This window comes from uncultured Nisaea sp., from assembly GCF_963974195.1.
Lineage (GTDB): Bacteria > Pseudomonadota > Alphaproteobacteria > Thalassobaculales > Thalassobaculaceae > Nisaea.
On record NZ_CAXBDC010000005.1, the window covers coordinates 57,508 to 81,171 of the forward strand.

24 protein-coding genes are annotated in these 23,664 nt (G+C 62.0%); 8 read left to right on the plus strand and 16 right to left on the minus strand.

The genetic code is table 11. The annotated features are described in order from the left end of the window. The 6 genes from AAC126_RS02325 to ccmA all read right to left on the minus strand — a co-directional run bounded on the left by AAC126_RS02325 (position 1) and on the right by ccmA (position 4,947). A complete protein-coding gene (locus AAC126_RS02325; RefSeq protein WP_339849608.1) occupies positions 1 to 1,995 on the minus strand; it encodes a heme lyase CcmF/NrfE family subunit in 1,995 nt (664 codons plus the stop codon). Continuing rightward, positions 1,992 to 2,438: a cytochrome c maturation protein CcmE gene (ccmE, locus tag AAC126_RS02330; RefSeq protein WP_339849611.1), complete on the minus strand. Its 447-nt coding sequence runs from the start codon at positions 2,436 to 2,438 to the stop codon at positions 1,992 to 1,994. Before ccmE ends, AAC126_RS02325 begins: the two co-directional genes overlap by 4 nt. Continuing rightward, a complete protein-coding gene (ccmD, locus tag AAC126_RS02335; RefSeq protein ID WP_339849614.1) occupies positions 2,428 to 2,619 on the minus strand; it encodes a heme exporter protein CcmD in 192 nt (63 codons plus the stop codon). The genes ccmE and ccmD overlap by 11 nt, the downstream gene beginning before the upstream one ends. Positions 2,620 to 2,751: 132 nt before the next feature. After that, positions 2,752 to 3,477, minus strand: coding sequence for a heme ABC transporter permease (locus AAC126_RS02340; protein WP_339849616.1), 726 nt, complete (start codon positions 3,475 to 3,477; stop codon positions 2,752 to 2,754). 109 nt (positions 3,478 to 3,586) lie between these two features. Next, positions 3,587 to 4,252, minus strand: coding sequence for a heme exporter protein CcmB (gene ccmB, locus AAC126_RS02345; protein WP_339849618.1), 666 nt, complete (start codon positions 4,250 to 4,252; stop codon positions 3,587 to 3,589). Next, positions 4,249 to 4,947: a heme ABC exporter ATP-binding protein CcmA gene (gene ccmA, locus AAC126_RS02350; RefSeq protein WP_339849665.1), complete on the minus strand. Its 699-nt coding sequence runs from the start codon at positions 4,945 to 4,947 to the stop codon at positions 4,249 to 4,251. The genes ccmB and ccmA overlap by 4 nt, the downstream gene beginning before the upstream one ends. 409 nt (positions 4,948 to 5,356) lie before the next feature. On the opposite strand from ccmA, the gene AAC126_RS02355 reads away from it, so the two are divergent. From AAC126_RS02355 to AAC126_RS02365, 3 genes are all read left to right on the plus strand, one after another. Continuing rightward, positions 5,357 to 6,550: a CaiB/BaiF CoA-transferase family protein gene (locus tag AAC126_RS02355; protein WP_339849621.1), complete on the plus strand. Its 1,194-nt coding sequence runs from the start codon at positions 5,357 to 5,359 to the stop codon at positions 6,548 to 6,550. 42 nt (positions 6,551 to 6,592) lie between these two features. Further along, positions 6,593 to 7,393, plus strand: a complete 801-nt coding sequence (locus AAC126_RS02360) for an enoyl-CoA hydratase (RefSeq protein WP_339849623.1) — start codon at positions 6,593 to 6,595, stop codon at positions 7,391 to 7,393. A 130-nt stretch (positions 7,394 to 7,523) separates the two neighbouring features. Further along, a complete protein-coding gene (locus AAC126_RS02365; RefSeq protein WP_339849625.1) occupies positions 7,524 to 8,123 on the plus strand; it encodes a hypothetical protein in 600 nt (199 codons plus the stop codon). Between the two features lie 48 nt (positions 8,124 to 8,171). Here AAC126_RS02365 and AAC126_RS02370 read toward each other — a convergent pair whose 3' ends face one another. The 6 genes from AAC126_RS02370 to AAC126_RS02395 all read right to left on the minus strand — a co-directional run bounded on the left by AAC126_RS02370 (position 8,172) and on the right by AAC126_RS02395 (position 14,595). Next, on the minus strand, positions 8,172 to 8,504 hold the full coding sequence (locus tag AAC126_RS02370; RefSeq protein WP_339849628.1) for a DHCW motif cupin fold protein: 333 nt from the start codon (positions 8,502 to 8,504) through the stop codon (positions 8,172 to 8,174). A gap of 97 nt (positions 8,505 to 8,601) precedes the next feature. Then, entirely contained in the window at positions 8,602 to 11,394 is a 2,793-nt protein-coding gene (locus AAC126_RS02375) for a bifunctional aconitate hydratase 2/2-methylisocitrate dehydratase (RefSeq protein WP_339849630.1), read from the minus strand. 277 nt (positions 11,395 to 11,671) lie between these two features. Continuing rightward, a complete protein-coding gene (locus AAC126_RS02380) occupies positions 11,672 to 12,706 on the minus strand; it encodes an LLM class flavin-dependent oxidoreductase (RefSeq protein WP_339849632.1) in 1,035 nt (344 codons plus the stop codon). A 14-nt stretch (positions 12,707 to 12,720) separates the two neighbouring features. Further along, complete coding sequence (locus AAC126_RS02385) at positions 12,721 to 13,224, minus strand: flavin reductase family protein (RefSeq protein WP_339849635.1); 504 nt, start codon at positions 13,222 to 13,224, stop codon at positions 12,721 to 12,723. Further along, entirely contained in the window at positions 13,221 to 14,024 is an 804-nt protein-coding gene (locus AAC126_RS02390; RefSeq protein ID WP_339849638.1) for an alpha/beta hydrolase, read from the minus strand. The genes AAC126_RS02385 and AAC126_RS02390 overlap by 4 nt, the downstream gene beginning before the upstream one ends. Then, entirely contained in the window at positions 13,996 to 14,595 is a 600-nt protein-coding gene (locus AAC126_RS02395) for an amino acid synthesis family protein (RefSeq protein ID WP_339849641.1), read from the minus strand. Before AAC126_RS02395 ends, AAC126_RS02390 begins: the two co-directional genes overlap by 29 nt. A 110-nt stretch (positions 14,596 to 14,705) precedes the next feature. On the opposite strand from AAC126_RS02395, the gene AAC126_RS02400 reads away from it, so the two are divergent. After that, positions 14,706 to 15,566: a LysR family transcriptional regulator gene (locus tag AAC126_RS02400; protein WP_339849643.1), complete on the plus strand. Its 861-nt coding sequence runs from the start codon at positions 14,706 to 14,708 to the stop codon at positions 15,564 to 15,566. A gap of 124 nt (positions 15,567 to 15,690) precedes the next feature. Beyond that, a complete protein-coding gene (locus AAC126_RS02405) occupies positions 15,691 to 16,551 on the plus strand; it encodes a sulfotransferase (RefSeq protein ID WP_339849646.1) in 861 nt (286 codons plus the stop codon). Positions 16,552 to 16,593: 42 nt separating this feature from the next. Here AAC126_RS02405 and AAC126_RS02410 read toward each other — a convergent pair whose 3' ends face one another. Continuing rightward, positions 16,594 to 16,809 (minus strand): hypothetical protein, encoded by a 216-nt coding sequence (locus AAC126_RS02410; RefSeq protein WP_339849649.1) that lies wholly within the window; start codon positions 16,807 to 16,809, stop codon positions 16,594 to 16,596. Between the two features lie 57 nt (positions 16,810 to 16,866). Between AAC126_RS02410 and AAC126_RS02415 the strand changes: the two genes are divergently transcribed. Then, positions 16,867 to 18,297, plus strand: a complete 1,431-nt coding sequence (locus tag AAC126_RS02415; RefSeq protein WP_339849652.1) for an amidase — start codon at positions 16,867 to 16,869, stop codon at positions 18,295 to 18,297. Positions 18,298 to 18,437: 140 nt separating this feature from the next. Here AAC126_RS02415 and queF read toward each other — a convergent pair whose 3' ends face one another. Together queF and AAC126_RS02425 are read right to left on the minus strand one after the other, a co-directional pair. After that, positions 18,438 to 18,911: a preQ(1) synthase gene (gene queF / locus AAC126_RS02420; protein WP_339849653.1), complete on the minus strand. Its 474-nt coding sequence runs from the start codon at positions 18,909 to 18,911 to the stop codon at positions 18,438 to 18,440. A gap of 127 nt (positions 18,912 to 19,038) precedes the next feature. Further along, a complete protein-coding gene (locus AAC126_RS02425; protein WP_339849656.1) occupies positions 19,039 to 20,166 on the minus strand; it encodes a TauD/TfdA family dioxygenase in 1,128 nt (375 codons plus the stop codon). A gap of 186 nt (positions 20,167 to 20,352) precedes the next feature. Between AAC126_RS02425 and AAC126_RS02430 the strand changes: the two genes are divergently transcribed. Together AAC126_RS02430 and AAC126_RS02435 are read left to right on the plus strand one after the other, a co-directional pair. After that, positions 20,353 to 21,255 carry a LysR substrate-binding domain-containing protein gene (locus tag AAC126_RS02430; RefSeq protein ID WP_339849658.1) on the plus strand — a complete coding sequence of 301 codons (903 nt, stop codon included), beginning with the start codon at positions 20,353 to 20,355 and terminating at the stop codon, positions 21,253 to 21,255. A 243-nt stretch (positions 21,256 to 21,498) separates the two neighbouring features. Further along, entirely contained in the window at positions 21,499 to 22,263 is a 765-nt protein-coding gene (locus AAC126_RS02435; RefSeq protein WP_339849660.1) for a class II aldolase and adducin N-terminal domain-containing protein, read from the plus strand. A gap of 76 nt (positions 22,264 to 22,339) precedes the next feature. Here the strand turns inward: AAC126_RS02435 and AAC126_RS02440 are convergent. After that, the coding region (locus tag AAC126_RS02440; protein ID WP_339849663.1) for an asparagine synthase-related protein at positions 22,340 to 23,664 on the minus strand (1,325 nt) is incomplete at its 5' end.

Genomic DNA, 23,664 nt, shown 5'->3' on the forward strand with positions numbered 1-23,664 from the left:
TCAGTCTCCAGCCTCCGTTACCGCAGGCGCGGCCGCGCGGCGGCTCGAACGCTTCGGCGCACCGATGCGCAGACGGCGATCCGATAGCGAGAACAACCCGCCGAGAACCATCAGCATGGCGCCGGTCCAGATCCACGGCACCAGCGGCTTGACCCAGACCCGGACGATATAACCGCCCTGTGTGCTGCCTTCACCGATGGCGACATAGAGATCGCCTGAAATGCCGGAGCGGATGGCCGCCTCGGTGGTCGGCATCTGCTGAACCGGATAGAACCGCCGTTCGGGATGCAAGGTGGCGAACGGCGCGCCGTCCTTGGTGACCCGCAGCGTCGCCATGTCACGGAAGTAGTTCGGCCCCTGGCTGCGCTCGACCTTTTCCAGCACCAGCTCGTACTGGCCGAGTGTCATTGTGTCACCGGCCCGCGCGGTCGCGACGAGTTCGCGGGTCCAGTTCATCTCGCCCGTGGCACCGCAGATAAATATCGCCATGCCGATATGAGCGAGGCTCATGCCATAGGCCGCGCCCGGAAGGCTGAAGAAGCGCCGCAGGCTGTCGGTAAGCGGAATCCGGAACAGACGTGTTCGTTCTGCCAGCTCCGTCACCACGCCTCCGGCCACCCAGGCGGCGAAACCGAAGCCGAGCACCGGGGCAAGCGGCGCGCCCTCTTCCAGCACCAGAATCCCGCCCGCGACAACCACGGTGAAAAGCGCGCTGACCCAGAGCTTTTCGACGGCGACACGCAGATTGCCGCGCTTCCAGGGCAGCAGCGGGCCGACGGCCAGCAGCACCAGCAGCGGGATCATCACCGGCACGAAGGTCGCGTTGAAGAAGGGGGCGCCTACCGACACCTTGTCGCCGGTCATCGCATCCAGAAATAGCGGATAGAGCGTGCCGATAAAGACCGTCGCCGTCGCCACGCTCAGGATCAGGTTATTCAGTACCAGCCCGCCTTCCCGGCTGACCGGGGCAAACAGGCCACCGGCTTTCAGCGCAGGTGCGCGAATGGCGAAAAGCGTGAGCGAGCCGCCGACCGCGACAATCAGAATGCCGAGGATGAACAGCCCGCGCTCCGGATCGACGGCGAAGGCATGCACCGAGGTCAGGATGCCGGAGCGCACCAGGAACGTGCCCATCAGACTGAGCGAAAAAGTGATGATGGCGAGCAGGATGGTCCAGGCCTTCAGCGCGTCCCGCTTTTCCACCACGATGGCGGAATGCAGCAATGCGGTTCCAGCGAGCCAGGGCATGAAGCTGGCATTCTCCACCGGGTCCCAGAACCACCAGCCGCCCCAGCCGAGCTCGTAATAGGCCCACCAGCTGCCCAGCGTGATGCCGGCTGTCAGGCAGGTCCAGGCGGCGAGTGTCCAGGGCCGGACCCAGCGGGCCCAGGCCGGATCGACCCGACCCTCGATCAGGGCCGCCATGGCGAAGGAAAAGGCCAGCGAGAAGCCGACATAGCCGACATAGAGCATCGGCGGATGGAAGGCGAGGCCGGGGTCCTGCAGCAGCGGATTGAGATCGTTGCCGTCGAGCGGCGCCGGGTTCAGGCGCTCGAACGGGTTCGAGGTGAGCAGGATGAAACCGAGAAAGGCGAGCCCGATCATGCCCTGAATGGAGATCACGCGCGCTTTCAGCGTGTCCGGCAACTGCCGGCCGAAAGCGGCCACGGCAAAGCCGAACAAAGCCAGGATCAGCACCCAGAAGACCATGGAGCCTTCATGGTTTCCCCAGACGCCAGAGATCTTGTAGAGCAGAGGTTTCAGGCTGTGGGAATTCTCCGCCACGTTGGCGACCGAGAAATCCGAGGTGATGTAGGCGTGCATCAGCGCGCCGAAGGCGATCGCGATACAGAGAAACTGGGCAGAGGCCGCCGGGCCGGCAAAGCCCATCAGGGCAGCGTCGCGCCGGGCCGCGCCGTAAAGCGGTACGGCGACCTGCGCGACCGCGACGAAGAAGGCGAGCACAAGGGCGTAATGCCCGATCTCCGCGATCATTGCGTCTCCTCCCCTTCTTTCCAGCGGCCGGATTTCTTCAGGGCATCGGCAACCTCGCGCGGCATGTAATTTTCATCGTGCTTGGCCAGCACTTCGCTTGCCGTGAAGACACCGCCGCTGAACTTGCCTTCCGCCACCACGCCCTGCCCTTCACGGAACAGGTCCGGCAACGAGCCGCGATAGACGACTTTCACCGCGTTCTGGAAATCGGTGACGACGAATTCGGAGCGCAGCCCGTCTTCGTATTTCTGCCAGCTGCCATCCTCGACCATGCCGCCGATCCGGATACGCCTGTCCGGCCCGACATCCTTGGTCGCCAGATCCGTCGGGCTGAAGAAGAAGACGAGATTATCCTCGAACGCGGTCAGCACGAGGGCCGCCGCCGCACCGAGCATGGTGAGGCCGATCAGGACGATGGAAAGGCGGCGTCTTTTAGGCGTCATGTCGGGCATCCTCCCGGTCTTCCTGCCGGCGGCGCTGCCGGCGAGGCCCCATCCGCTCTTCCAGGGCGGTCAACTCACGCTCACGCGCCCGCATTCCGGCGATGGAGGAGACCAGCATCACGGCGAGCACCAGAGCGACAATTCCGTAGGACGGCCAGATGAAGGCCGCGTATCCGCCCATTTCGAGAAACTCCAGAATGACCCTGCTCCGGGAAACCGTTCATCGACACCGGGAATTTAGATTAATTCCAAGGCCGGTCAAAGCGACGTGGCGTCGCGGGCTGGTCACAACAGTGACAGCCCCGCAACCACGTCAGGAAATGTCGGACAGACGCAACAGTCGAATGCGCCGGGCCGTCAACTCGCCACGCATGCGTACGATCAGAAGATACAGGAAATACAGCTTGAAAGCGCCCGCCATCAGCAACAGCGGCAGCAACATCGACGGATCAATGGAAGGACCATCCATCCGGGCCACGCTGGCCGGCTGATGCAGCGTGTTCCACCAGTCGACGGAGAACTTGATGATCGGAATGTTCACCACCCCGACCAGCAACAAGACAGCCCCGGCCCTGGAGCCGCGCTCCGGATCGTCGAAGGCATTCACCAGCGCGATATAGCCGAGATAAAGGAAGAACAGGATCAGCACGGAGGTCAGCCGGGCATCCCAGACCCACCAGGTGCCCCACATCGGCTGGCCCCAGAGGGAGCCGGTGACCAGCGCCATCAGGGTGAAGCCCGCGCCGATCGGAGCTGCCGCCTGGGCCGCGACATCGGCCAGCGGATGCTTCCAGATCAGGAAGCTCGCGGCGGCGGCGGCCATTACGACGTAAATGAACATCGCCATCCAGGCCGCAGGTACATGCACATACATGATCCGCACGGTCTCGCCCTGCTGATAATCCGCCGGCGAGGCGAACAGCGCGAAATAGAGACCGGCCGCTCCGGTCAACAGGCCAAGCGCCATGATCCAGGGCTGCAGCCGGGCGGCAAGACGCATGAAGCGCGCCGGATTGGCAAGCCAGTGGAACCAGTTCATCCGAGCATATCCTCCATAAACCGTATCGGCATGGAGCGGTCCGGGTGCGAGGTCCTGCCCCGTCTCTTTCCGTCCGCAGATCTGTTTGAACACCAACCGGCGCGAAACATCAACCGGCCGACTGTCGCAGGGCCGCCGCCGTCGCCCAGGGCGCCAGCGGCAGGCAGGCCAGCAGCATGGCCCCGAGGATCAAAAGCTGCGCCTTGGCCGACTGTCCGGTGACCGCCGCCTCCATCGCCGACACCCCGAAAATCAGCAGCGGAATGGTCAGGGGCAGCACCAGCAGGGCGACCAGCGTTCCCGCCCGCCGGGCGCCAAGCACCAATGCCGCGCCAACCCCGCCGAGCAGGCTCAACACCGGCGTGCCCAGCGCCATACTGGCCAGCAACACCGGAAAGGCATCGGTCTGCATATTCATGAAAACCCCGAGCAACGGCGCGATCAGCAGCATCGGCAACCCGGTGGTCAGCCAGTGCGCCAGGCACTTCGCCAGCACCAGCACCTCCAGCGGCACCGGAGCCAGCAGCATCAGCTCAAGCGAGCCGTCGTCATAATCGGCCTGATACATCCGGTCGAGCGACAGCATCGCCGCCAGCAATGCCGCGACCCAGACAATGCCGGACGAGATCCGTTCCAGCACCCCCGGCTCCGGGCCGACGGCCAGCGGAAACAGGGTGACCACGATGATGAAGAACATCAGCACCATGGCGGCGTCGCTGCCCTGACGAAGGGCCAGGGAAAGGTCGCGCCGGACCAGAGCCAGGAACGCCTTCATGACGCGTCCCCGAATGCCGCGCCGAGAGCGCCATAGGCAGCGTCGAGATCGGCGGCGGACGGCTCGAATGCGCGAAGATCAAGCTCGGACACGTCATCGCCCGCCTCGAATTGGATATGCGTGGCCGCGACGATCATGCCGCCGCGGCTGCGATGCGTTGCAATGGCCGCTTCCAGCGCGGAGACACCATCGACATCCAGCCCCACGGTCGGCTCGTCCAGGATCCAGAGCGGCGCTTCGCTGACCAGCAACCGGGCCAGCGCCAATCTGCGTTTCTGACCGGAGGAGAGATACCGGGCCGGAAAATCCGCACGGTGCAATATGCCGAAATGCTCCAGCGCCGCCGCCACGGGCATTCCATTACCGCCGCGCATGCCAGACCAGAAAGTCAGGAGTTCTTCCGCCGTCATCGCGGGTTTGGCTGCATCGGCATGGCCGACATAATGCAGGTTTCCGGCATGGGCTTGCGGATCGTCCGCGACCGGTGCGCCATCCCAGAGCAGAGCACCGCGCACCGGACGGACCAGCGTTGCCATGGTCCGCAGCAGGCTGGATTTACCGCTGCCGTTCGGGCCTTTCAGAATAAGCACGCCGCCGGAGGCGAGCGTGAAATCCAGCCGATCGAACACCAGACGGCCGCCTCTCTGGCAGCCGAGGTCCCTGCCCTCGAACCGGTGATCGCCGAAAAATTCCATGAAAGCAATGCCCTTGCACCCGACGCGGACACCATAGGGGAGGTCGGCGCCAGCCTCAACGCGGTAAGATGACACAAGGCTCTGACCAGGTGACTGCAGGAGGGCGGCTTTCGCATTATGCATAAAGAAAGCGGCGCCGTTCTGGGGGGGAGGGGAACGTGGCGCCGCTTTTCAGTTCCCGGCTCTCTGCTGAGTGCCGGAGAAGGGGACCAGTTCTCGACGGAACGTCCGCCAAGTCGGTTTACCGGGGGACTGCCGGTATATGAAAAATATAGGAACGCCGTATGGTGATTGCGAGCCCATGGAGTGTATTTTTTCCATCTGCTCTATCCTGCGCGCAGCGACGAGACAAAACAGTCGCGCGTCAAACGAACACAACGATAAAAATTCAGCTCTCAGGGAGTAAACAATGCCCGCCATCCATGCCTCCGAAGCGCTCTCCCGTTTCACCGTGCTTGACCTGACACGTGTCCGCTCCGGGCCGACCTGCGTGCGCCAGCTCGCCGACTGGGGCGCGAACGTGATCAAGATCGAGCTGCCCGAGGCACTGGAGGCCGGAAACCAGCTCGGCGGCGCCCGCAGCGGCTCGGACTTCCAGAACCTGCATCGCAACAAGCGGGCAATGACGCTGAACCTGAAGGACCCGGAAGGCCTTGCGCTGTTCAGGAAGCTGGCGAAAACGGCAGATGTCATCGTCGAGAATTTCCGGCCCGACGTGAAGCAGCGCCTCGGCATCGATTACGAAACGCTGGCGAAGGACAATCCCGGCCTGGTCTATGCCTCGATCTCCGGCTTCGGTCAGGACGGCCCCTATGCCAAGCGTCCCGGCTTCGACCAGATCGCCCAGGGCATGGGCGGGCTGATGTCGATCACCGGCGCCCCCGGCGAAGGCCCGATGCGGGTTGGCATCCCGGTGGCGGACCTGACAGCCGGGATCTTCGCCTCACAGGGCATCATGGTGGCGCTGCTGGAGCGGGAAGCCTCGGGCAAGGGCCAATGGGTGCATACCTCCCTGCTGCAGGCGCAGATCTTCATGCTCGATTTCCAGGCCTCGCGCTGGACCATGAGCGGCGAGGTCGCCAAGCAGGCGGGTAACAATCACCCGACCAGCATCCCGACCGGCGTGTTCCAGACCAGCGACGGCTATATGAACATCGCCGTTTCCGGCGAGAAGATCTGGACCCGGTTCTGCGCCGTCATCGGCCGCGAGGATCTGCCGGACAATCCGGACTACAAGACCGCCCCGTCACGCTCGGAAAACCGGGACACATTGAACGCCCTGATACAGGACGTGCTCGCTACCGAAAGCACGAAGCACTGGGTCGACCTGTTCAACAAGGAGGGCGTCCCGGCCGGGCCGATCTACACCATCGACCAGACTTTCGCCGACCCGCAGGTCAAGCATCTCGGCATGCAGAAAACCGTGCATTCGGACGAGCATGGCGATATCGATCTGGTGGCTCAGCCGATCACCCTGTCGCGCACGCCCAGCACTTTCGCCTCGGCACCGCCCGCCTATGGCGAGCATACGGACGAGATTTTGGGCGGCCTCGGCATGAGCGCCGAGGAAATCCAGGCCCTGCGCGACAAACAGGTGATCTGACCTACAACACGCCCGACAGCCCAGACGAAACGGACCCGCCCCATGCCCGCCAGCGCCGCGCCGCAACCGATCCTGACCGAGTTCAAGGGCGGCATTGCCCGCCTGATCTTCAACAACCCGGCTCGTCACAATGCCATGTCCCTGGAAATGTGGACCCACGGCGCCGAGTTACTGGAGGCCTTCGGCCGGGACGACAATATCCGCGCCATCCTGCTGACCGGGGCGGGCAATCAGGCTTTCGTGGCCGGGGCGGATATCTCCAAGTTCGGGGACGAACGGGCCAGCCGGGAGGCAGTGGAGACCTATGACCGCGCCGTTGCCCGGTTCCAGCAGGTGATGCGGGATCTGGAGAAACCGACCATCGCCCGGATCGACGGCTTCTGCATCGGCGGCGGCCTTGCCATCGCCATCGAATGCGACATTCGGGTCTGCTCGGAGAAATCCAGCTTCTCCGTCCCCGCCGCGAAACTCGGCATCGGCTACGCCATGGACGGCATCCGCCGCCTGCGCACCCTCGTGGGACCGGCTTTCGCCGCCGAAATCTTCTACACCGCCCGCCGGTTCTCGGCCCAGGAAGCGGTGATGATGGGCCTCGTCAATCGGGTCCTGCCCGACGCCGAGCTGGACAAACATGTCGAAGACCTGCTCGCCCGCATCTCCGAAAACGCCCCCCTCGCCATCCAGACAGCGAAACGCGCGCTGATCGAGTTGGAAAAACCCGAACACGAGCAGGATGCCGCCGCTTGCGACGCGCTGGTCCTGAAATGCATGGAGAGCGAGGATTACGCGGAAGGCCGGACGGCGTTTATGGAGAAGCGGAAGCCGGTGTTCCGGGGGCGGTGAACCGGGCTGAGTTCTGCCAGCCGAATCCGAGCAACATTATTATCATTTTTAATTATAGTTGAATCCAGAAAAATCAACCGGTACACTTATAGACCCAACAAAAATCACCCATAAGACGCAAGGAAGCGAGATGGATTTTGATTCGTCAATACTAGCAAAAATTGTTGGCGGAGGAGCTTTTTTCTCATTCGTAACGTTTATTATTAATATAATTTATTCCAAAATAGTCTCCTGGAGAGAAGTACAGAAAATATACGATGTGTTTCTTGAAGAAGTCTTCTTTACATACACTCTATTAAACAAGGCATTACCAAATGTAGAGGCAGAAAATAAAAATGATTTATTTCCGGCATTTCGATCACTGGTTGCAAATAGAGGCCTTTTTATAAATAATTTTCAAGATAATTTTTATGGCAGCATAAACAAACTTGGGAAACAAAAAATTTCAAGCATTATAAACTATTCATCTATGATTAAATCATTTCAAATTGGTTGTGATTTATTTTCTGATCTATTACAAAAGAAAAGAACACCAGATGAGAAAAATAAATTTAGCGTATTGTCGGCACAATTATATATAGACGCAAAAAATATACACCAAACATTAGAAATTTTTTTGCTACACAACGGATACAAAACAAGAATAAATAAACAAAATTCAGAAAAAGGATCGGATATAGAAAAAATGAAAAATATTAGAGAAATGCGCAATAAAAATCCAGAATCATAAATTCAATAAAATAAACAATTTTATCAGCGATAACCTCGTTTTATTTAGCTAATCAATTACGAACAGCTTCGCGCCGGTCGCCGTCGAGGAGCGGTGCGCCGCGTCTCCGAAGTCCGAGACCTGATAGGACATACCTGCGGTCATAATGGTCTTGCGGCCATCCTTCAGCTCGGAGATCAGCTCACCTTCCAGCACATAGAGGATATGCCCCCGGTCGCACCAGTGATCGGCGAGGTAGCCGGGTGAATACTCGACCTGCCGGATGCGGATGTCGCCGATTTCCATGGTCCGCCAGATGGCTTCCCCGGTCTCGCCGGGATGTCTGGTTTCGGCGACCTCGGACCAGTCGGTGACGGTGAACGGCAATGCGGGGATTTTCATGCGCGGCTTTCGGGAGACGGAAGAGAGCCGGAAACGCGTTCAGGCTTTATCGGCAAGAAAAAGGGGGGGCGTTTTCCGCCCCCCTTGGTATCGGCTCTTAGTAATGGACCGACGCTATATCCGGCGATTTCTGCAGCGGCGGGGCAAACTTTGTCAGATTGATGCCTTCCACGGCGGCTTTGTATTCTTCCAGATTAGGCGTTCTGCCGAGAATGGCGGAAAGCACGACAACCGGTGTTGATGCGAGAAGGGACTCGCCCTTCTTCCCGTCAGCATCCTCAACGACCCGGCCCTTGAACAACCGGGTGGACGTTGCCAGCACCGTGTCCCCTTTTGCAGCCTTTTCCTGGTTACCCATGCACAGATTGCAGCCGGGCCGCTCCAGATACAGGATATTTTCGTAATCGACACGGGCAGTGGTCTTCGGCGCGTTGTCGTCAAATTCGAACCCGGAATATTTCTGCAGGACGGCCCAATCGCCTTCCGCCTTCAATTCATCGACGATGTTGTAGGTCGGCGCGGCGACGACGAGCGGTGCCTTGAACTTCACTTCGCCGAACTGCTTCTCGAGATTCTTCAGCATCTGGGCGACGATTTTCACGTCCCCCTTATGAACCATGCAGGAGCCGATAAAGCCCAGATCCACTTTCTTTTCCGCCCCGTAATAGGAGATCGGCCGGATCGTGTCGTGGGTATACCGCTTGGAGACGTCCGCGTTGTTGACGTCCGGATCGGCAATCATCGGCTCGTCGATCAAATCCAGATCCACGACGACTTCCGCGAAATACTTGGCATTGTCGTCAGGCGCCAGGGCCGGCACCTCACCGGACTTCACTTCGGCGATGCGCTTGTCCGCCTTGTCGATCAGTCCCTGCAGAACGCCGGCATCATTGTCCATGCCCTTGTTGATCATGATCTGGATGCGGCTCTTGGCGATCTCGAGGGACTCGATAAGAGTGTCGTCCTGGGAAATGCAGATAGACGCTTTCGCCTTCATTTCGGCGGTCCAGTCCGTGAAGGTGAAGGCCTGGTCGGCAAGCAGGGTGCCGATATGGACTTCGATGATCCGGCCCTGGAAGACGTTGTCGCCGAACTGCTGCAGCATCTGCGCCTGGGTTGCATGAACCACGTCGCGGAAATCCATGTGGTCCTTCATCTTGCCCTTGAAGGTCACCTTGACGGATTCGGGGATCGGCATCGTCGCCTCGCCCGTCGCCAGCGCAAGCGCGACCGTTCCGGAATCCGCGCCGAAGGCCACGCCCTTGGACATGCGTGTGTGCGAGTCCCCGCCGATGATGATCGCCCAGTCATCGATCGTGATGTCGTTCAGCACCTTGTGAATGACGTCGGTCATCGAGTGATAGACGCCCTTCGGATCCCGCGCGGTGATCAGGCCGAACTTGTTCATGAAGGCCATCAGCTTCGGCGTGTTGGCCTGCGCCTTCATGTCCCAGACGGATGCCGTGTGGCAGCCTGACTGATAGGCGCCATCGACCGTCGGCGAGATGACCGTGGCGGCCATCGCTTCCAGTTCCTGGGAAGTCATCAGACCGGTCGTGTCCTGGGAGCCGACGATATTCACCTTCACCCGGACGTCGGAGCCGGCATGCAGCACGGCGCCTTCCGTGACACCCACGGCGTTCTTGTTGAAGATCTTTTCGACCGCGGTGAGCCCCTGCCCCGGATGGGAGATTTCCTTCGACGGCGCATAGGCTGATTTCAACTCGATCCCGAGTGTCTCGCAGGCAAGCGTCTGCAGCTTCTTGCCGAAGACGACCGCATAGGACCCGCCCGCCTTCATGAACTCGGTCTTCTGCGGCGTGAAGGAGGAAGAGACTTCAACAAGCTCTTCGTTGCCATCTTCGGTGTAGAGCTTCTGCTCTTTCGTGTTGATCTTGAGGACGGTGCCGGTCTCGACGGAGTATTTCTGCTCGAGGATCGGGTTGCCGTCATTATTCATGATCGGCTTGCCGCTGGAATCCAGCTTCTTGACCCAGTTCTTCAGATCGATGCCGATCCCGCCGGTCACGCCGACGGTGGTCAGGAAGATCGGGGAAATCCCGTTCGTGCCCGCGACGATCGGCGCGAAATTGACGAACGGCACATAGGGGCTGGCCTGCTTGCCGGTCCACAGGGCAACGTTATTGACCCCGGACATGCGGGAGGAGCCGACGCCCATCGTGCCTTTTTCGGCGATCAGCATCACGCGCTTGTCGGGATGCTGTTTCTGCAGCGCCCGGATTTCCTGCTGCGCGGTCTCGGAGATCATGCACTTGCCGTGCAGCTCGCGGTCGGAGCGGGAATGGGCCTGATTGCCCGGGGAGAGCAGATCGGTGGAGATATCCCCTTCGGCCGCGATATAGGTCACGACCTTGATCTCTTCCTCAACCTCGGGAAGTTTGGTGAAGAATTCGGCGTCCGAATAGCTGACCAGGATGTCCTTGGCGATTTCGTTGCCGGCCTCGTAGGCTTCTTTCAGCCGGTCCGTATCAGCCTCGTACAGGAAGACCTGCGTTTTCAGGACTTCGGCCGCCTGACGGGCAATGTCGGCATCCTCGCCCAGAGCCAGATCGAGCAGAACCTCGACCGACGGGCCACCCTTCATGTGCGACAGCAGCTCAAAGGCAAAGGCCGGGGTAATCTCTTCAACAGGCGCTTCTCCAAGAATGATCTCTTTGAGAAATTTCGCCTTCACACCCGCGGCGCTCGTCGTGCCAGGCAGGGTGTTGTAAATGAAGAATTTGAGGGAATCTTCCCTGTGTTCGTTACCCGGATCTTTGATCTGCGAAACGATTTCTTCTACAAGCGCGCCGTCCTCGATGGGTTTCGGGCTTAAATCCTGCGCTTTGCGAGTCTCGATTTCACTCAGGTAATCTGTATACAGGCCCATATCTATCCCGACGCACTAATGTTGATTTTAGCTTGAACGCCGGGTCACATAAGCTTCTAGCGATCCAGCAAAAAGCTTGCTTGGCAAATGATTAGTTCAGCCGAGATTGGCTTGCAAGGTGTTTCTGATTGGCGGAGAAGCGCGCAATTGCGGCGATCCCGCCTCCGGATGCATCCAGCCGGCACCCTCATCCCTCCGGACTTCAAGCCATTAAAACAGGACATTCCAGCCGGCCCGTGTTCGGCCAGAGACAGAGGCCCTGCTCCCGGTCTCTCCATCAGCCGAAAGCCGGCATCACCTCGTCAATGAAGCGGGCCAGAGACGCCTTCTTCCGTTCCGTGCTCATACCGCTGTCGATCCAGAAGGAGAACTCGTCATAGCCGAGATCCTCGATCCGCTTCAGCCGGTCGATGACTTCCTGCGCCGTGCCGATGGTCAGATCCCGCCGCAGGGCCTCCGGCGTCACCATCCTGTTTCCGGCGATCTCTTCCTCCGACAGCGCCGCGATCTGGCCCTGACGGATCGGCCGCTCGTTCTTGAACCAGGCGCCGAAATAACAATAGAAGCGGTGCAGCTCATCCACCGCGACGGCGAGATCGTCGGCATCCGCCGCCACATAGGTATGGTGCAGCAGCATGATCTTCGGGCGCGGGCCGGTGTGCTTGTCACAGGCCGCGTTGAAGCGTCCCATCAGGCTCTCGATCTCCTCCCAGCCCTGCCAGAGCGGCGTCACCTGGATGTTGAAACCGTTCGAAACGCCGAATTCGTGACTGTTCGGGTCCCGGGCGGCGATCCAGACCGGCGGTCCGTCCGGCTGGGTTGGCTTCGGTACGCTGGAGGTGGCGGGAAACTGGAAGAATTCGCCCTCATGCGCGCAATCACCAGCCCAGAGCTTCGGCAGCAGCGGCGCGATCTCCCGCATCCTCTGCCCGGCCTGCCAGGCATCCAGCCCTGGTGAAAGCCTCTCATATTCGAAGGCATAAGCGCCCCGGGCGATGCCGAGCTCCAGCCGCCCGCCGGTCAGCAAATCCGTTGCCGCCGCCTCCCCCGCCAGTTTGATCGGGTGCCAGAAGGGCGCGACCACGGTGCCGGTGCCGAGCCGGACATTTTTCGTCCGGTGCGCCAGATCCACCAGTTGCAGGAACGGGTTCGGCGTGATGGTGAATTCCATGCCGTGATGCTCGCCGGTCCAGATGGCCCGCATGCCGCCCTGATCCGCCATCTCGCACAGGCTGACGAACTCCTCGTGCAGCTCGGGATGAGACTGGCCGGAGGTCACGCGCTCCATATGCGCGAAAAGAGAAAAGTCCATAGCAGCAGGCCTCCCTAACCGTAGTGACGTGCGCGCTCGGCCGCGCCGAGGCTGAAATAAGTCTGCTCGGCGAACCCGAGGCCGCGCCTGCCGGACCGCTCGAACGCCTCGACCGCGCCCATCAGGACAATGTGATCGCCCGCCGGGATGACCCGGTGCGTGGCGCACAGGAAATGCGCCGCCACACCGTCGAGCACCGGTGGCATGCCCGCCTCGCCCCACCATCTGATTTGCGCAAAGCGATCCCCGCCAAACCGGGCGAACCTGTCGGACAGCGCCTCCTGCCCTTCGGCCAGCACATTGATGGCGAAACGCTCGCAACTCTCGAACACGGCAAAACTGGAGAGATAGCGGCCGGGGCAGACCAGCAGCAGCGGCGGGTCGAGCGAGACCGAGGTGAAGGAATTCGCGGTGAAGCCTACCGGCGTTCCGTCCGCCGTTCGCGCGGTGACGATAGTGACCCCCGTCGGAAAGACACTGAACGCCTGCCGCAGGGCCTTTGGGTCGAGCCGCGTCATGCCGCACCGCCATGGCAACGCGCCGCGAAATCCAGCAGCGCCCTATTGACCGCGCCGGAATGCGTCATCGGCATCATGTGGGCGGCGCCATCGATCACCGCGCATTCGCCGTCCGGCACCAGCGCCGCCATGGCTCCGGACATGGCCGGTGTCGAGTTCGGCTCTTCCGAGCCGGTCAGGAAAAGCGCGGGACAGGAGAGCGTGCGGAGCGCCTCGTCCGCAGGACCATCCGATTGCGCGAACACTGTATAAGCCGCCTTGTACCCAGCCGGGTCAGCACCGAGCAGCCAGTCCCGGCAGGCGTTCGCAGCATCCGGGTTCCGGTCGATGGAAAACCAGCGTTCCAGGGTCGGCTCAGGATCGGAGATTTTATCGAGAGGCAGGCCGTCTGCCCGCGCCCGGACGGCGTCGGAGGCCTGTTTGCTGCGCCGGAAAATCGCGTTCAGGGCTGCCACACCGGCGCAAAGATCCGGATGGCGGATAGCGATTTCGAGCGCGATCAACGCGCCGAGGGAATGGCCGGCGATCACGGCGGGGCCGGCTTGCCGGTCGATCACATCAGCGATCCGCCCCGCATAATCGGCAAGGGCCGGCTGAGCAACGAAGGATGCGCTGTCGCCATGCCCCGGCAAATCCACCGCGATCACCGTACAGCGTTCCGCCAGTGCCGGGATCTGCCGCGCCCAGCTTTCGGACCGCAGCCCGACGCCATGGATCAGCACGATTGTCGGACCCGATCCGGCACGGGAGAGTGCCAGCCCGGACGGCCCGTCAGATCGCTGCGGGATTGTCCAGGTCATGGCCAAGCTCCTCCAGATCCTGATACCGGTCGCCGATCCGATGATGCGGACGGCCGCCGGTCGATCCGCCAAGGGCAATGACGATCTCGTCCGGCCCCGGCGCATCGGGAATGGCGAACTGGACCGTGAGATAGTGCGAGCGGCGGCCCGCATCGTTCTTGTCCATCAGCGGGATCGAGATCGGCGCGTTTGCCGGGCCGCGCGTGTTGGTGAAGGCGAGATAGGAGGAAGCGCCGACTGCCGTGCGGTAATGGTTGCCGAAGCGCAGGGTGTGAATCAGCCCCGAGGCATGCTCGATCTCGCCATTGAGCCCGACGATCGCCGCCTTGCCATAGGCCTCGATCGCATCACCACCACCGGCAAGATCGAGGATACGGTGTGTCAACAGTGCCCCCAGCTCCGGCCCGTAGCTGCGAATTTCCGGCTTTAGATCCTCGACGAACCGTCCCGCCCACGGGTTCTTCACCACGGCGGCGACGGCGAACATACGAAGCGGCGGCTCCGCCTTTTTGAAACCCTCGATCAGGGTTTCCTCATCGAACTGAACGAATTTCCGGATCTCAAGTGACATGCCGCTGCCCTTCTCTCTGTGCAGAGACAACTCTCCCGTATGGACAGAACACCAACAAACAACCAATTATGAGCCATCATCATTAGTCAAACTTATGACTTGGTTTTTCCATGGCTCGTTTTACCCCGCCGCTGAACTGGTTCCGGGTCTTCCAGTCCGCCGCCCGCCATCTCAGTTTCACGGCGGCGGCCCGCGAACTCGGCCTGACACAATCCGCCGTCAGCCAGCAGGTCCGCGCGCTGGAAGGGCGCCTCGGGGTGGCGCTGTTTCACCGCCAGGCCCGGGGCATTGCGCTCACCGATGACGGACGACGGCTGTTGCCGGAGATTACCTCCGGCCTTTCGGTGCTGGACAATGCGGTCAGCCAGTTCGATTTCGGACCACGGGAAGAGCTGGTCACGGTGGCGACATCCGTCAGCTTCGCGCACTGGCGACTGGCGCCTGTGCTCTCCCGCTTTCTCGCGGCGCATCCGGCGATCAAGGTGCGCCTGCTCAGCACGGTCTGGTCGGATGAATTCAACAGCACCTTCGGGGACATCGAAATCCGCTTCGGCTCCGCCGAGCTTGTCGGCAAGGAGTCCGAACGCCTCGAACATGACAGCCTGATCGTCGTCGCGGCGCCTTCCCTGCTTTCAGGCACCAGCGCCTTCGAGGAGCATCCCCTGATCGAAGCCGTCGGCACGTCCGGCGGATGGGCCGGGTGGTGCGCGCAGTCCGGTTATGCACCGGCACTGCAACCAAGCTTGTTCGTCGACCACCACGGCATTGCGGTGCAGATGGCGACGGACGGTGTCGGCATCGCCCTGACCAGCTCCCTGCTCGCTCGTCCGAGCCTGGAGAAAGGCACGCTGGTGCAGGTCAATTCCTATGAGATGGCCAGTGAGGACGGCTATTTCATCGCCCTCAGAAAGCAGACGAACCCGGCCACGGCAACCCTCTTCGAGTGGATCAAGGAGGCCGCGGCGGCATGAGATGGCGCGCGGTAATGCCTGATCTCAACACCCGTCGACGGCCCCCCGCCCCTGTGCTAAAGACCGGCCGATTTCAGGCGGCCAGCGTACCGGACAAAGAGAGCAACGGATAAAGGAAGAATGCGTGTCTGAGTCCTTCGACGCGCTGCATGCGCGCCTCTCCGCCCTTCCGGCATTCTTCGTCGGCGGCTTGCCACGATCCGGGACAACCTGGGTGCAGCAGCTTCTGAACAGCCATCCCGAGATCCTGTGTGTCGGCGAATCCCGTTATATGGATGATCTGATCCCGGCGCTCTACACCGCGATGCAAGGCTTCGCCCAACGCCGCGCCGTTGAGCCCTGGGCTCCCGGCGCCAGGGGACCGGCGCCGCATCACATGGGACCGGTCTTCAGGGCCGCTTTCGCGTCCCTCGCCGTTGCGAATATCGGCGACAAGGATCCGGAGCGCCTCGTTACAGTCGGTGAGAAGACTCCCGAGAACGTCGTTAAACTCGAGCGCCTGTGGGCCACCTTTCCGAAAGCCCGCTTCATCCACGTCATCCGCGACCCCCGGGACGGCGCGATCTCCGGCTTCCACCGCTTCCGCTCGAAACTCCCCTCCGAACTTGAGCGTGCACGCTATCTCGAGGTCTATACCAAGGACTGGAATCAGCGCCTCCGGGAAGCCCGCAGGATCGCCGCCGGAAAACCCTATCTCGAGATCCGTTATGAAGATCTGCATGCCGATACCGAGAACAGGGCCGCCGAGCTGTTCCGGTTTCTGGGAGCGTCATGCGATGCCGCTCTGATCAGGGGCGCCATTGAAAATGCCAGCTTCGAGCGGCTTTCCGGGGGACGAAAGCCCGGTGAGGAAGATACATCGTCGCATTACCGCCAGGGCCTTGTCGGAGGATGGCGCGATGTTCTTAGCGATGCGGAAGTGCAAATAGCCACGCGCAATGCCGGCCCGCTGATGGCCGAGTTCGGCTATCTGTCAGACATCTGAGCGCCTCTGGTCTCCACCGTTCCAAAGCCCTGAGCCAACGGCTCACCCCCCGAACCGCCCCTTGAAAGGCGCCCCCGAAATCAGTGTCACCAGATGTGCCAACATCACGAGGCACGTGACGACGGCGAAAATCTGGATCATCGTATAGGGGATCAGGCTAACCTGACCCGGTGTCCGCTCCCGTTTATCCTGCCACCAGGCAAAGGCAAACAGCAGGGCGGCACCGGCAAGAACGGCCAATGTAGTGAAGAGGTTCATACGCGCATCAGACTGAACGGATAACCCAACGAAAAAACAACAGGGGGAAACATAAGCATGAGTGTTGCCAAGCGCCAGCAAACCGCGACAAGCGGCAGTTACGACCCGGCCAGCACCAGCCTGCCGACCTTCCACGACGCAGTGCCCGGCTTCCAGGACGGAAGCGACAGCCCGCGAGCCTATCTGGAACGCTGCCTCGAAGTGATCGAGGCGCGGGAGCCGGAGGTTCAGGCCTGGGTCACGATCAACCGTGACGGCGCCCGTGCCGCTGCCGACGCGGCAACGGACCGCATCAAGGCCGGCCGCGCCCTTTCCCCCATCGACGGCATGCCCATCGGCATCAAGGATCTCTTCATGACGAAGGATATGCCGACGGAAATGGGCAGTCCGCTGTTCAAGGGAAACCAGACCCACGCGGACAGCGCCCTCGTTTACGGCCTGCGTCTCGCCGGGGCCGTAATACTCGGCAAGACCGTTACCACCGAACTCGGCTTTTCCCATCCGGGACCGACCCGTAATCCCTTCGACAGCAACCGCACGCCCGGCGGCTCCTCCAGCGGCTCGGCGGCCGCGATCGGCGCCGGCATGGTGCCCGCCACCATCGGCTCCCAGGTCGTCGGCTCGGTCATCCGGCCCGCAAGTTTTTGCGGCAATATCGCCATCAAACCGACCCTCGGCGCCCTTAACCGGGGCGAACGGGCAGGCGGGCTGAGCCAGAGCCATGTTGGTGTGCATGCCGGCTCGCTTCAGGATATGTGGGCCGTCGCCTACCAGATCGCCGCCAAGGCCGGTGGTGATGCGGGTTATCCCGGCCTTTATGGTCAAGAAGCCCCGGCGGCGGCGCGCAAGCCAAGCCATCTGGTGCTGCTGCAAACCGAAGGATGGGAAACGCTCGACGGCACCACCCATGCCGCCTTCGAGCAGATACTCGACCAGCTCCGGCGCCAGGACATACAGATCCTGACCCGGGCCGACAGTCCGACCATCGATGCCTGCGAGGTGGCGATTGCCGACAGTCTGAAACTGGCCCGGGATATCTGTTGCTGGGAGCTGCGCTGGACGTTGCGGAACCTCGCCGAGAAGGATGCGAGCCAGATGAGCGACAGCCTGAAACAGCGCCTCGCCCTCGCCGAGGACATGGATCTGGCGGATTACCGCGCCGCGCTCGACCAGAGAGACCGCATGCGCGCCCGGTTCCGCGCCCTCGCCCCCTTCGCGGATGGCTGCATCACTCTCTCGTCAGCCGGTATCGCCCCTCCTTTCGACGGTTCCGGCGCCGTCGGAGAGCCGGGTATTACCCACCAAACCGGCCTGCCTGCCTTCAACGCGGCAACATCGGCCCTCGGCGTGCCCTGCGTGACCCTGCCTCTGATGGGCGTGAACGGCATGCCCGTCGGGGTTCAACTGGTTGGCCAGGCCCACCGGGATCAGGAGCTCACCGGCTTCGCGGCCTGGATGCAGGAGAACGTGAAACCGGTCTCGCTCTAGGCGCTACCCCAAAGCCGTCATTCCGGCCGGAGGGCCGGGACCCAGATGGTCATAGGCCCGAACTTTATGTTCCCTGGGTCCCGATCTGCATCGGGATGACGGTTTGTAAAGAGTGGTTTATAGGGTGAAAGGGGTGCGTTCTATCCACGCCCGCGATAGGGCGGCACGCCCTGATCCGGTAGCCAGACGCCGTCCGGCACCGGGCCGGACTGGAAGAATACGTCGATCGGGATGCCGCCGCGCGGATACCAGTAGCCGCCGATCCGCAGCCAGCGCGGCTCCAGCGCATCGATCAGGCGCCGGGCGATGCCGACCGTGCAATCCTCATGGAAGGCACCGTGGTTGCGGAACGAGCCGAGAAACAGCTTCAGCGACTTGCTCTCCACCAGCCACTGGTCCGGTACGTAGTCGATCATCAGATGGGCGAAATCGGGCTGGCCGGTCATCGGGCAGAGCGAGGTGAATTCCGGCGCCGTGAAGCGGACGAGATAATTCACATCCGCCATGGAATTCGGCACCTTCTCCAGCACCGCCTTCTCCGGGCTTTCGGGCAATTCGGTCGCGCCGCCGAGCTGGGTCAGGCTGGAAAAACGCTCTTCTGAATGCGAGGTCATAGGACGGCTCCGTGTAAATTCCTACCGGTCGGGCCGTTCATAGCGCTGCAGCGCGCCGGAAGCCAGCGCGCTGCTCACTCGCCTTGCATCGCAACGATGACGATGTTTACAGAGAGCAGAACCGGCCCTACTTGAACCGTCCCGTTCCCGAGAGCACGCGATAGGCGCTGCGCATCTCCCCCCGATCAGTGTAGCAGCCGCGCAGGTGACGGTCGCCGCTGGTTGCCGTGTAGGCTTCCCGGCCATGCACCACACGGTGATTGTCGAAGCAGATGCACTCACCGTCACTGAGGCGGAAGCGCATGACGTATTTCTCATCCTGCAGCATCCGGCCGAAGCGGTGGAAGGCCGGGTAATAGAGGTCGAGGAAGGTCTGCGGCAGGTCGAAGATATCCGCCATATGCTGGCTGATGGTGACGCCGGAGACGGCGCCATGTGCGTCCAGCTCGATCACCCTTTGCCGGGCCCGCATGTCGAAGGCGTCATGCTCGCAATAATACGGGATCTCGGTCTCCGCCAGCAACCTGAAGTCTTCCGGATACTGCTCCCGAAAATCATTCGCGACCGCGACCGCATCGACGAAGACGCTGTTGCCGCCTTCCACCGAATTCGCAACGCAATGCAGATATTGTATCCCGGGCGCGAATTCCTCCGACGGCAGGTCGGTATGCAGCTCCAGCGCGCTCGCCGTATAGGCGGTGTTGGTCGGGTTGATATGCGTCATCACCTCGAAGGCGTTGCCAAAGAAGCTCGGCCGGACATAACCGGCCATGGCGGCCGTCGTCTCCAGAGCGTCCGGCGTCTCCGGCATATCCGTGATCAGTGCCACACCCTCGGTCAGGATCGTCTCGAACCAGGCCTTCCGGAGGTCCGGGTCGGCCAGGAGAGCCGGCTGGGAGTAGCGGGGTACATCCGGATAATGATCGCTGAACCAGGCCCGGCGCGGCAGGTCCGCCGGATCATGGCGAGGCTTACCGGCCGCATAGGACGCAAGAAAATCGAGCGGATAGCGGCTGTTGTGGCCACCATGCCAGACGATATCCAGCACTGCGTCCGAAAGCCGGATCTCCAGCGGCTCCGGCGCTGTTGCCTCGGCAAATATGTCGAAGGTGCGTTCCCGCGTCACATCATTGAAGGAGGTCCGGCAATTGTCGCGCAGCCAGAAGTAATTGAAATAGGCTGAGCTGCCGTCCGGGAATGCCACATCAAGCCCTGTATCCCGCACCGTGACACCGCTTTCTTTTCGCGCTTGCATGCCGAACGCTCCTTTCCGCGACCGAGCCATCCCATAAGAGAAAAAGTCACCACCAATGTCGCAATCAAGCCAGTTCATGGCCCGAACGCGCCAAATAACCATATGTTTTCAATGAAAAACTTGAACCCGCACAGAGGCTGTGAGAAGCCTGAAAAATCGGATCATTCGATAAGGTGACCTTATTTCATGTCACGCCACCTGCCGCCGCTCCGTCTCTTCGGTGTCTTCGAGACAGTCTGCCGGACAAATAATCTGCGGGCCGCCGCCGCCGCGCTCAATGTCTCGCAGCCGGCCGTCAGCCAGTCGCTGCGACAGCTTGAGGAGCATATCGGCGCCCGCCTGATCGACCGGAACACGCGACCGGCCTCGCTGACGGCCGAAGGCGAAATCCTGCTGCGGGCGACGGAAGACGGACTTGGCCGGATTTCCGGTGCCGTCGACGAGATCAGGCGCCATCTGGCGCAACGGGGCTCCAGCGTCACCGTGACCTGCTCCGTCGGCGTCGCGACCCTCTGGCTGATGCCGCATCTGGAAAGCTTTTACTGCGATCACCCGGACGTGCAGGTGAATGTCATCACCTCGGAAAGCGGCGCGCCCACCATCGCGGGCGACGTCGATATCGCCATCCGGTTCGGCGACGGCAACTGGTCCGACGGCACTGTCACCCCGCTGCTGGAAGAGCGGATCGAGCCTGTCTGCGCACCGGATCTGGCGGAACGCCTGGCCCTGACACAGGAGAGCCTGCACGCGGCGCCGCTGATCCATGTCGATGTGAAAGACCCGCGCTGGCTCGGCTGGACGGATTATCTCGCCGCCCTTGGCCTCGGCCGCCCCACTCACCCGGTACAGCTTCGCTTCTCGAACTACGTACAGGCGACCCAGGCAGCGCTTGCGGGCCGCGGGGTCGCTCTCGGCTGGCGTACCATTACCGGCGGATATGTCTCGGAGGGCCGACTGGTCGTGCCGGCGGAGGCTCCACTGACACCGCCGAGCAGCTTTTATGCCGTCACGGCGTTCGACCGCGCCGAAGATGCCGCGACCGGCAGCCTGCTGGAGTGGCTGGCCGGGCTTGGCGGGGAGTTTGGCTGATCGTGCGACCGCTCCCATCCCAGATCGTCATCCCGGCCGGAGAGCCGGGACCTAGATGATCATAAGGTTGCGCTCGGCTTCCCCTGGGTCCCGTTTTTCAACGGGATGACGGTTATGGGGAATGGAACAACGAAGCGAAGCGCTCCATAAGCAGCGCTAATCGCAGCATCCGTATTTTTGCAGTAGCGAAGAGACCAACAGCACGGCACTCTGCGGCGAGACCACACCTCCCGGAGCCACGCCATGTCCTCGCCCGTCGCCCTCACCCCGAAAAGCAATCTCGGCTACTGGCCGGAGCGCGTCGATCTTGCCGCCGCGTTCCGCTGGACCGCGCGGCTCGACATGCATGAGGCGGTGGCGAATCATTTCTCGCTGGCCACAAACGATGACGGCACGCAGTTTCTGATGAACCCGAACCAGATGCATTTCTCCCGCATCAAGGCCTCGGACCTGCTGGAGCTGGATGCGAACGATCCCGACGTGCTGAGCCGCCCCGGTGCGCCGGATCCGACCGCCTGGGGACTGCACGGCTCGGTGCACCGGCACTGTCCGCATGCCCGCTGCGTCATGCATGTGCATTCCATCCACGCCACCGTGCTCGCCAGCCTGAAGGACAGCCGTCTGCCCCCGATCGACCAGAATTGCGCCACCTTCTACAACCGCATGGTGATCGATAACGACTATGGCGGGCTGGCTTTCGAGGAAGAGGGTGAGCGCTGCGCCTCCATGCTGACCGACCCGAAGGTCAAGGTCATGGTGATGGGCAACCACGGCATTCTGGTGATCGGCGATAGCGTCGCGGACACCTTCAACCGGCTGTATTATTTCGAGCGTGCGGCGGAGACCTATATCCGCGCCCTGCAGACCGGCATGGAGCTGCGGATCATCCCGGACGACATCGCCGAGAAGACCGCGCAGGAACTGGACGACTATCCGGGGCAGGCACAGCAGCATCTCGACGAGCTGAAGGCGATCCTCGACGAGGAAGGCTCCAACTACGCGGGGTGAGCGGTAGCGCTTACTCGTTAGTCCACGGAGACGATCCCGAAGGATTTCTGCATCAGCTCATGGAACGTGGCAGAGATCACACCGCAACCCGGTCGGCCGACCAGGTTCCGGCATTCTCGATGATCCGGTCCGGATTCTCGTACCGGCTGCGCAGGATTTTCTCGTAGAGAAACCCTTCTTCGGCGCGGGTCACGGCACCTTCCTTGCCGGTCAAGTCGCGCAACGCGCCATCGAGCGCAGCGACGGTGCCGGAGCCCTCATCGAACTGCGCCTTCTTGCGCCAGACCAGATCCGCCGGCAGCAGATCGTCGCAGCTCTTGCGCAGGATCCATTTCTCCGTGGTCGGTCCGGTGGATTCAAGCGCGTTCGGGTCCGTCCGGCAGAGCTTCAGGGAGGCCGGGATGGACTGGGCGAAATCGATCAGGTCACGGTCGAGGAATGGCGTCCGGGCCTCCAGACTTTCAGCCATGGTCACCCGGTCGACCCGCTGCAGGTTGATATTATGCATGGTACCGAGAGCGCGGGTCAGCTCGTCCGCCAGGGCCCGGGGATCGTCCACATAGGCGTGGTGATAGGTATAGCCGGCGAACAGCTCGTCCGCCCCTTCGCCGGTCAGCACCGCCTTCACCTCGCGCCGGGCCAGCCGGGCGGCGAACAGGGTCGGGATGGCGCTGCGCACCAGATCCACATCCGCGCTTTCCAGATGATAGATCACATGCGGCAGCGCCTCGGCGACATCCTCCGCCGTGAAGACATATTCCCGGTGGTCGGAGCCGATATGCTCCGCCACGGCGCGGGCGGCCAGCAGATCGGGCGAGCCCTCGGTGCCGACGGCAAAGGTCTTCAGCGGCCCCTTGCCCGCGGCGCGGCGGATCTTCTGGCCGATAGCGGCGATGATCGAGCTGTCCAGCCCGCCGGAGAGAAAGGAGCCGACCTCGACATCGGCGACCATCCATTTCGCGACCGCTTCCTCCAGCACCAGCCGAAGCTCCCGCGCCGTCCGGCCAATATCCAGATCCGGCTCCGCCTCGGCCGCGCCCTGGGGCGTGCGATACCATTGCCGCCAGCCGTCCTGGCTGTCATAGAGCGTGCCCGGCGGAATCGCCTCGATATTCGCGACCTCGACGCCGTCAAAGGCCTTCAGCTCGGACGCGAAGGCATAACCGTCCCCCAGTCTGGCGACATAAAGCGGCTTGATGCCGAGCGGATCGCGCGCCGCGATGATCCGGTTCCGGGTGGCCAGCACGAAGGCGAACATGCCGTCCAGCCGGCTGATCCAGCGCGCCTCGCCGGAGCGGAACAGATGCAGGATGGTCTCGCTGTCGCTTTCGGTCTGGAAGGCGCTCTCGCCGAGGATCGCCCGCAAATCCCGGTGATTGTAGATCTCGCCATTGGCGACCA

Bases quoted from the DNA above. Each gene is read 5' to 3' on its own strand.
- ccmD (WP_339849614.1), bottom strand. From the start codon at position 2,619: ATGGGCGGATACGCGGCCTTCATCTGGCCGTCCTACGGAATTGTCGCT.
- AAC126_RS02355 (WP_339849621.1), top strand. From the start codon at position 5,357: ATGCCCGCCATCCATGCCTCCGAAGCGCTCTCCCGTTTCACCGTGCTT.
- AAC126_RS02415 (WP_339849652.1), top strand. From the start codon at position 16,867: ATGAGTGTTGCCAAGCGCCAGCAAACCGCGACAAGCGGCAGTTACGAC.
- AAC126_RS02340 (WP_339849616.1), bottom strand. From the start codon at position 3,477: ATGAACTGGTTCCACTGGCTTGCCAATCCGGCGCGCTTCATGCGTCTT.
- AAC126_RS02390 (WP_339849638.1), bottom strand. From the start codon at position 14,024: ATGACCTGGACAATCCCGCAGCGATCTGACGGGCCGTCCGGGCTGGCA.
- AAC126_RS02430 (WP_339849658.1), top strand. From the start codon at position 20,353: ATGTCACGCCACCTGCCGCCGCTCCGTCTCTTCGGTGTCTTCGAGACA.
- AAC126_RS02325 (WP_339849608.1), bottom strand. From the start codon at position 1,995: ATGATCGCGGAGATCGGGCATTACGCCCTTGTGCTCGCCTTCTTCGTC.
- AAC126_RS02365 (WP_339849625.1), top strand. From the start codon at position 7,524: ATGGATTTTGATTCGTCAATACTAGCAAAAATTGTTGGCGGAGGAGCT.
- AAC126_RS02435 (WP_339849660.1), top strand. From the start codon at position 21,499: ATGTCCTCGCCCGTCGCCCTCACCCCGAAAAGCAATCTCGGCTACTGG.
- AAC126_RS02360 (WP_339849623.1), top strand. From the start codon at position 6,593: ATGCCCGCCAGCGCCGCGCCGCAACCGATCCTGACCGAGTTCAAGGGC.
- AAC126_RS02395 (WP_339849641.1), bottom strand. From the start codon at position 14,595: ATGTCACTTGAGATCCGGAAATTCGTTCAGTTCGATGAGGAAACCCTG.
- ccmA (WP_339849665.1), bottom strand. From the start codon at position 4,947: ATGGAATTTTTCGGCGATCACCGGTTCGAGGGCAGGGACCTCGGCTGC.
- AAC126_RS02370 (WP_339849628.1), bottom strand. From the start codon at position 8,504: ATGAAAATCCCCGCATTGCCGTTCACCGTCACCGACTGGTCCGAGGTC.
- queF (WP_339849653.1), bottom strand. From the start codon at position 18,911: ATGACCTCGCATTCAGAAGAGCGTTTTTCCAGCCTGACCCAGCTCGGC.
- AAC126_RS02375 (WP_339849630.1), bottom strand. From the start codon at position 11,394: ATGGGCCTGTATACAGATTACCTGAGTGAAATCGAGACTCGCAAAGCG.
- AAC126_RS02380 (WP_339849632.1), bottom strand. From the start codon at position 12,706: ATGGACTTTTCTCTTTTCGCGCATATGGAGCGCGTGACCTCCGGCCAG.
- AAC126_RS02410 (WP_339849649.1), bottom strand. From the start codon at position 16,809: ATGAACCTCTTCACTACATTGGCCGTTCTTGCCGGTGCCGCCCTGCTG.
- AAC126_RS02425 (WP_339849656.1), bottom strand. From the start codon at position 20,166: ATGCAAGCGCGAAAAGAAAGCGGTGTCACGGTGCGGGATACAGGGCTT.
- AAC126_RS02385 (WP_339849635.1), bottom strand. From the start codon at position 13,224: ATGACGCGGCTCGACCCAAAGGCCCTGCGGCAGGCGTTCAGTGTCTTT.
- AAC126_RS02400 (WP_339849643.1), top strand. From the start codon at position 14,706: ATGGCTCGTTTTACCCCGCCGCTGAACTGGTTCCGGGTCTTCCAGTCC.
- ccmB (WP_339849618.1), bottom strand. From the start codon at position 4,252: ATGAAGGCGTTCCTGGCTCTGGTCCGGCGCGACCTTTCCCTGGCCCTT.
- ccmE (WP_339849611.1), bottom strand. From the start codon at position 2,438: ATGACGCCTAAAAGACGCCGCCTTTCCATCGTCCTGATCGGCCTCACC.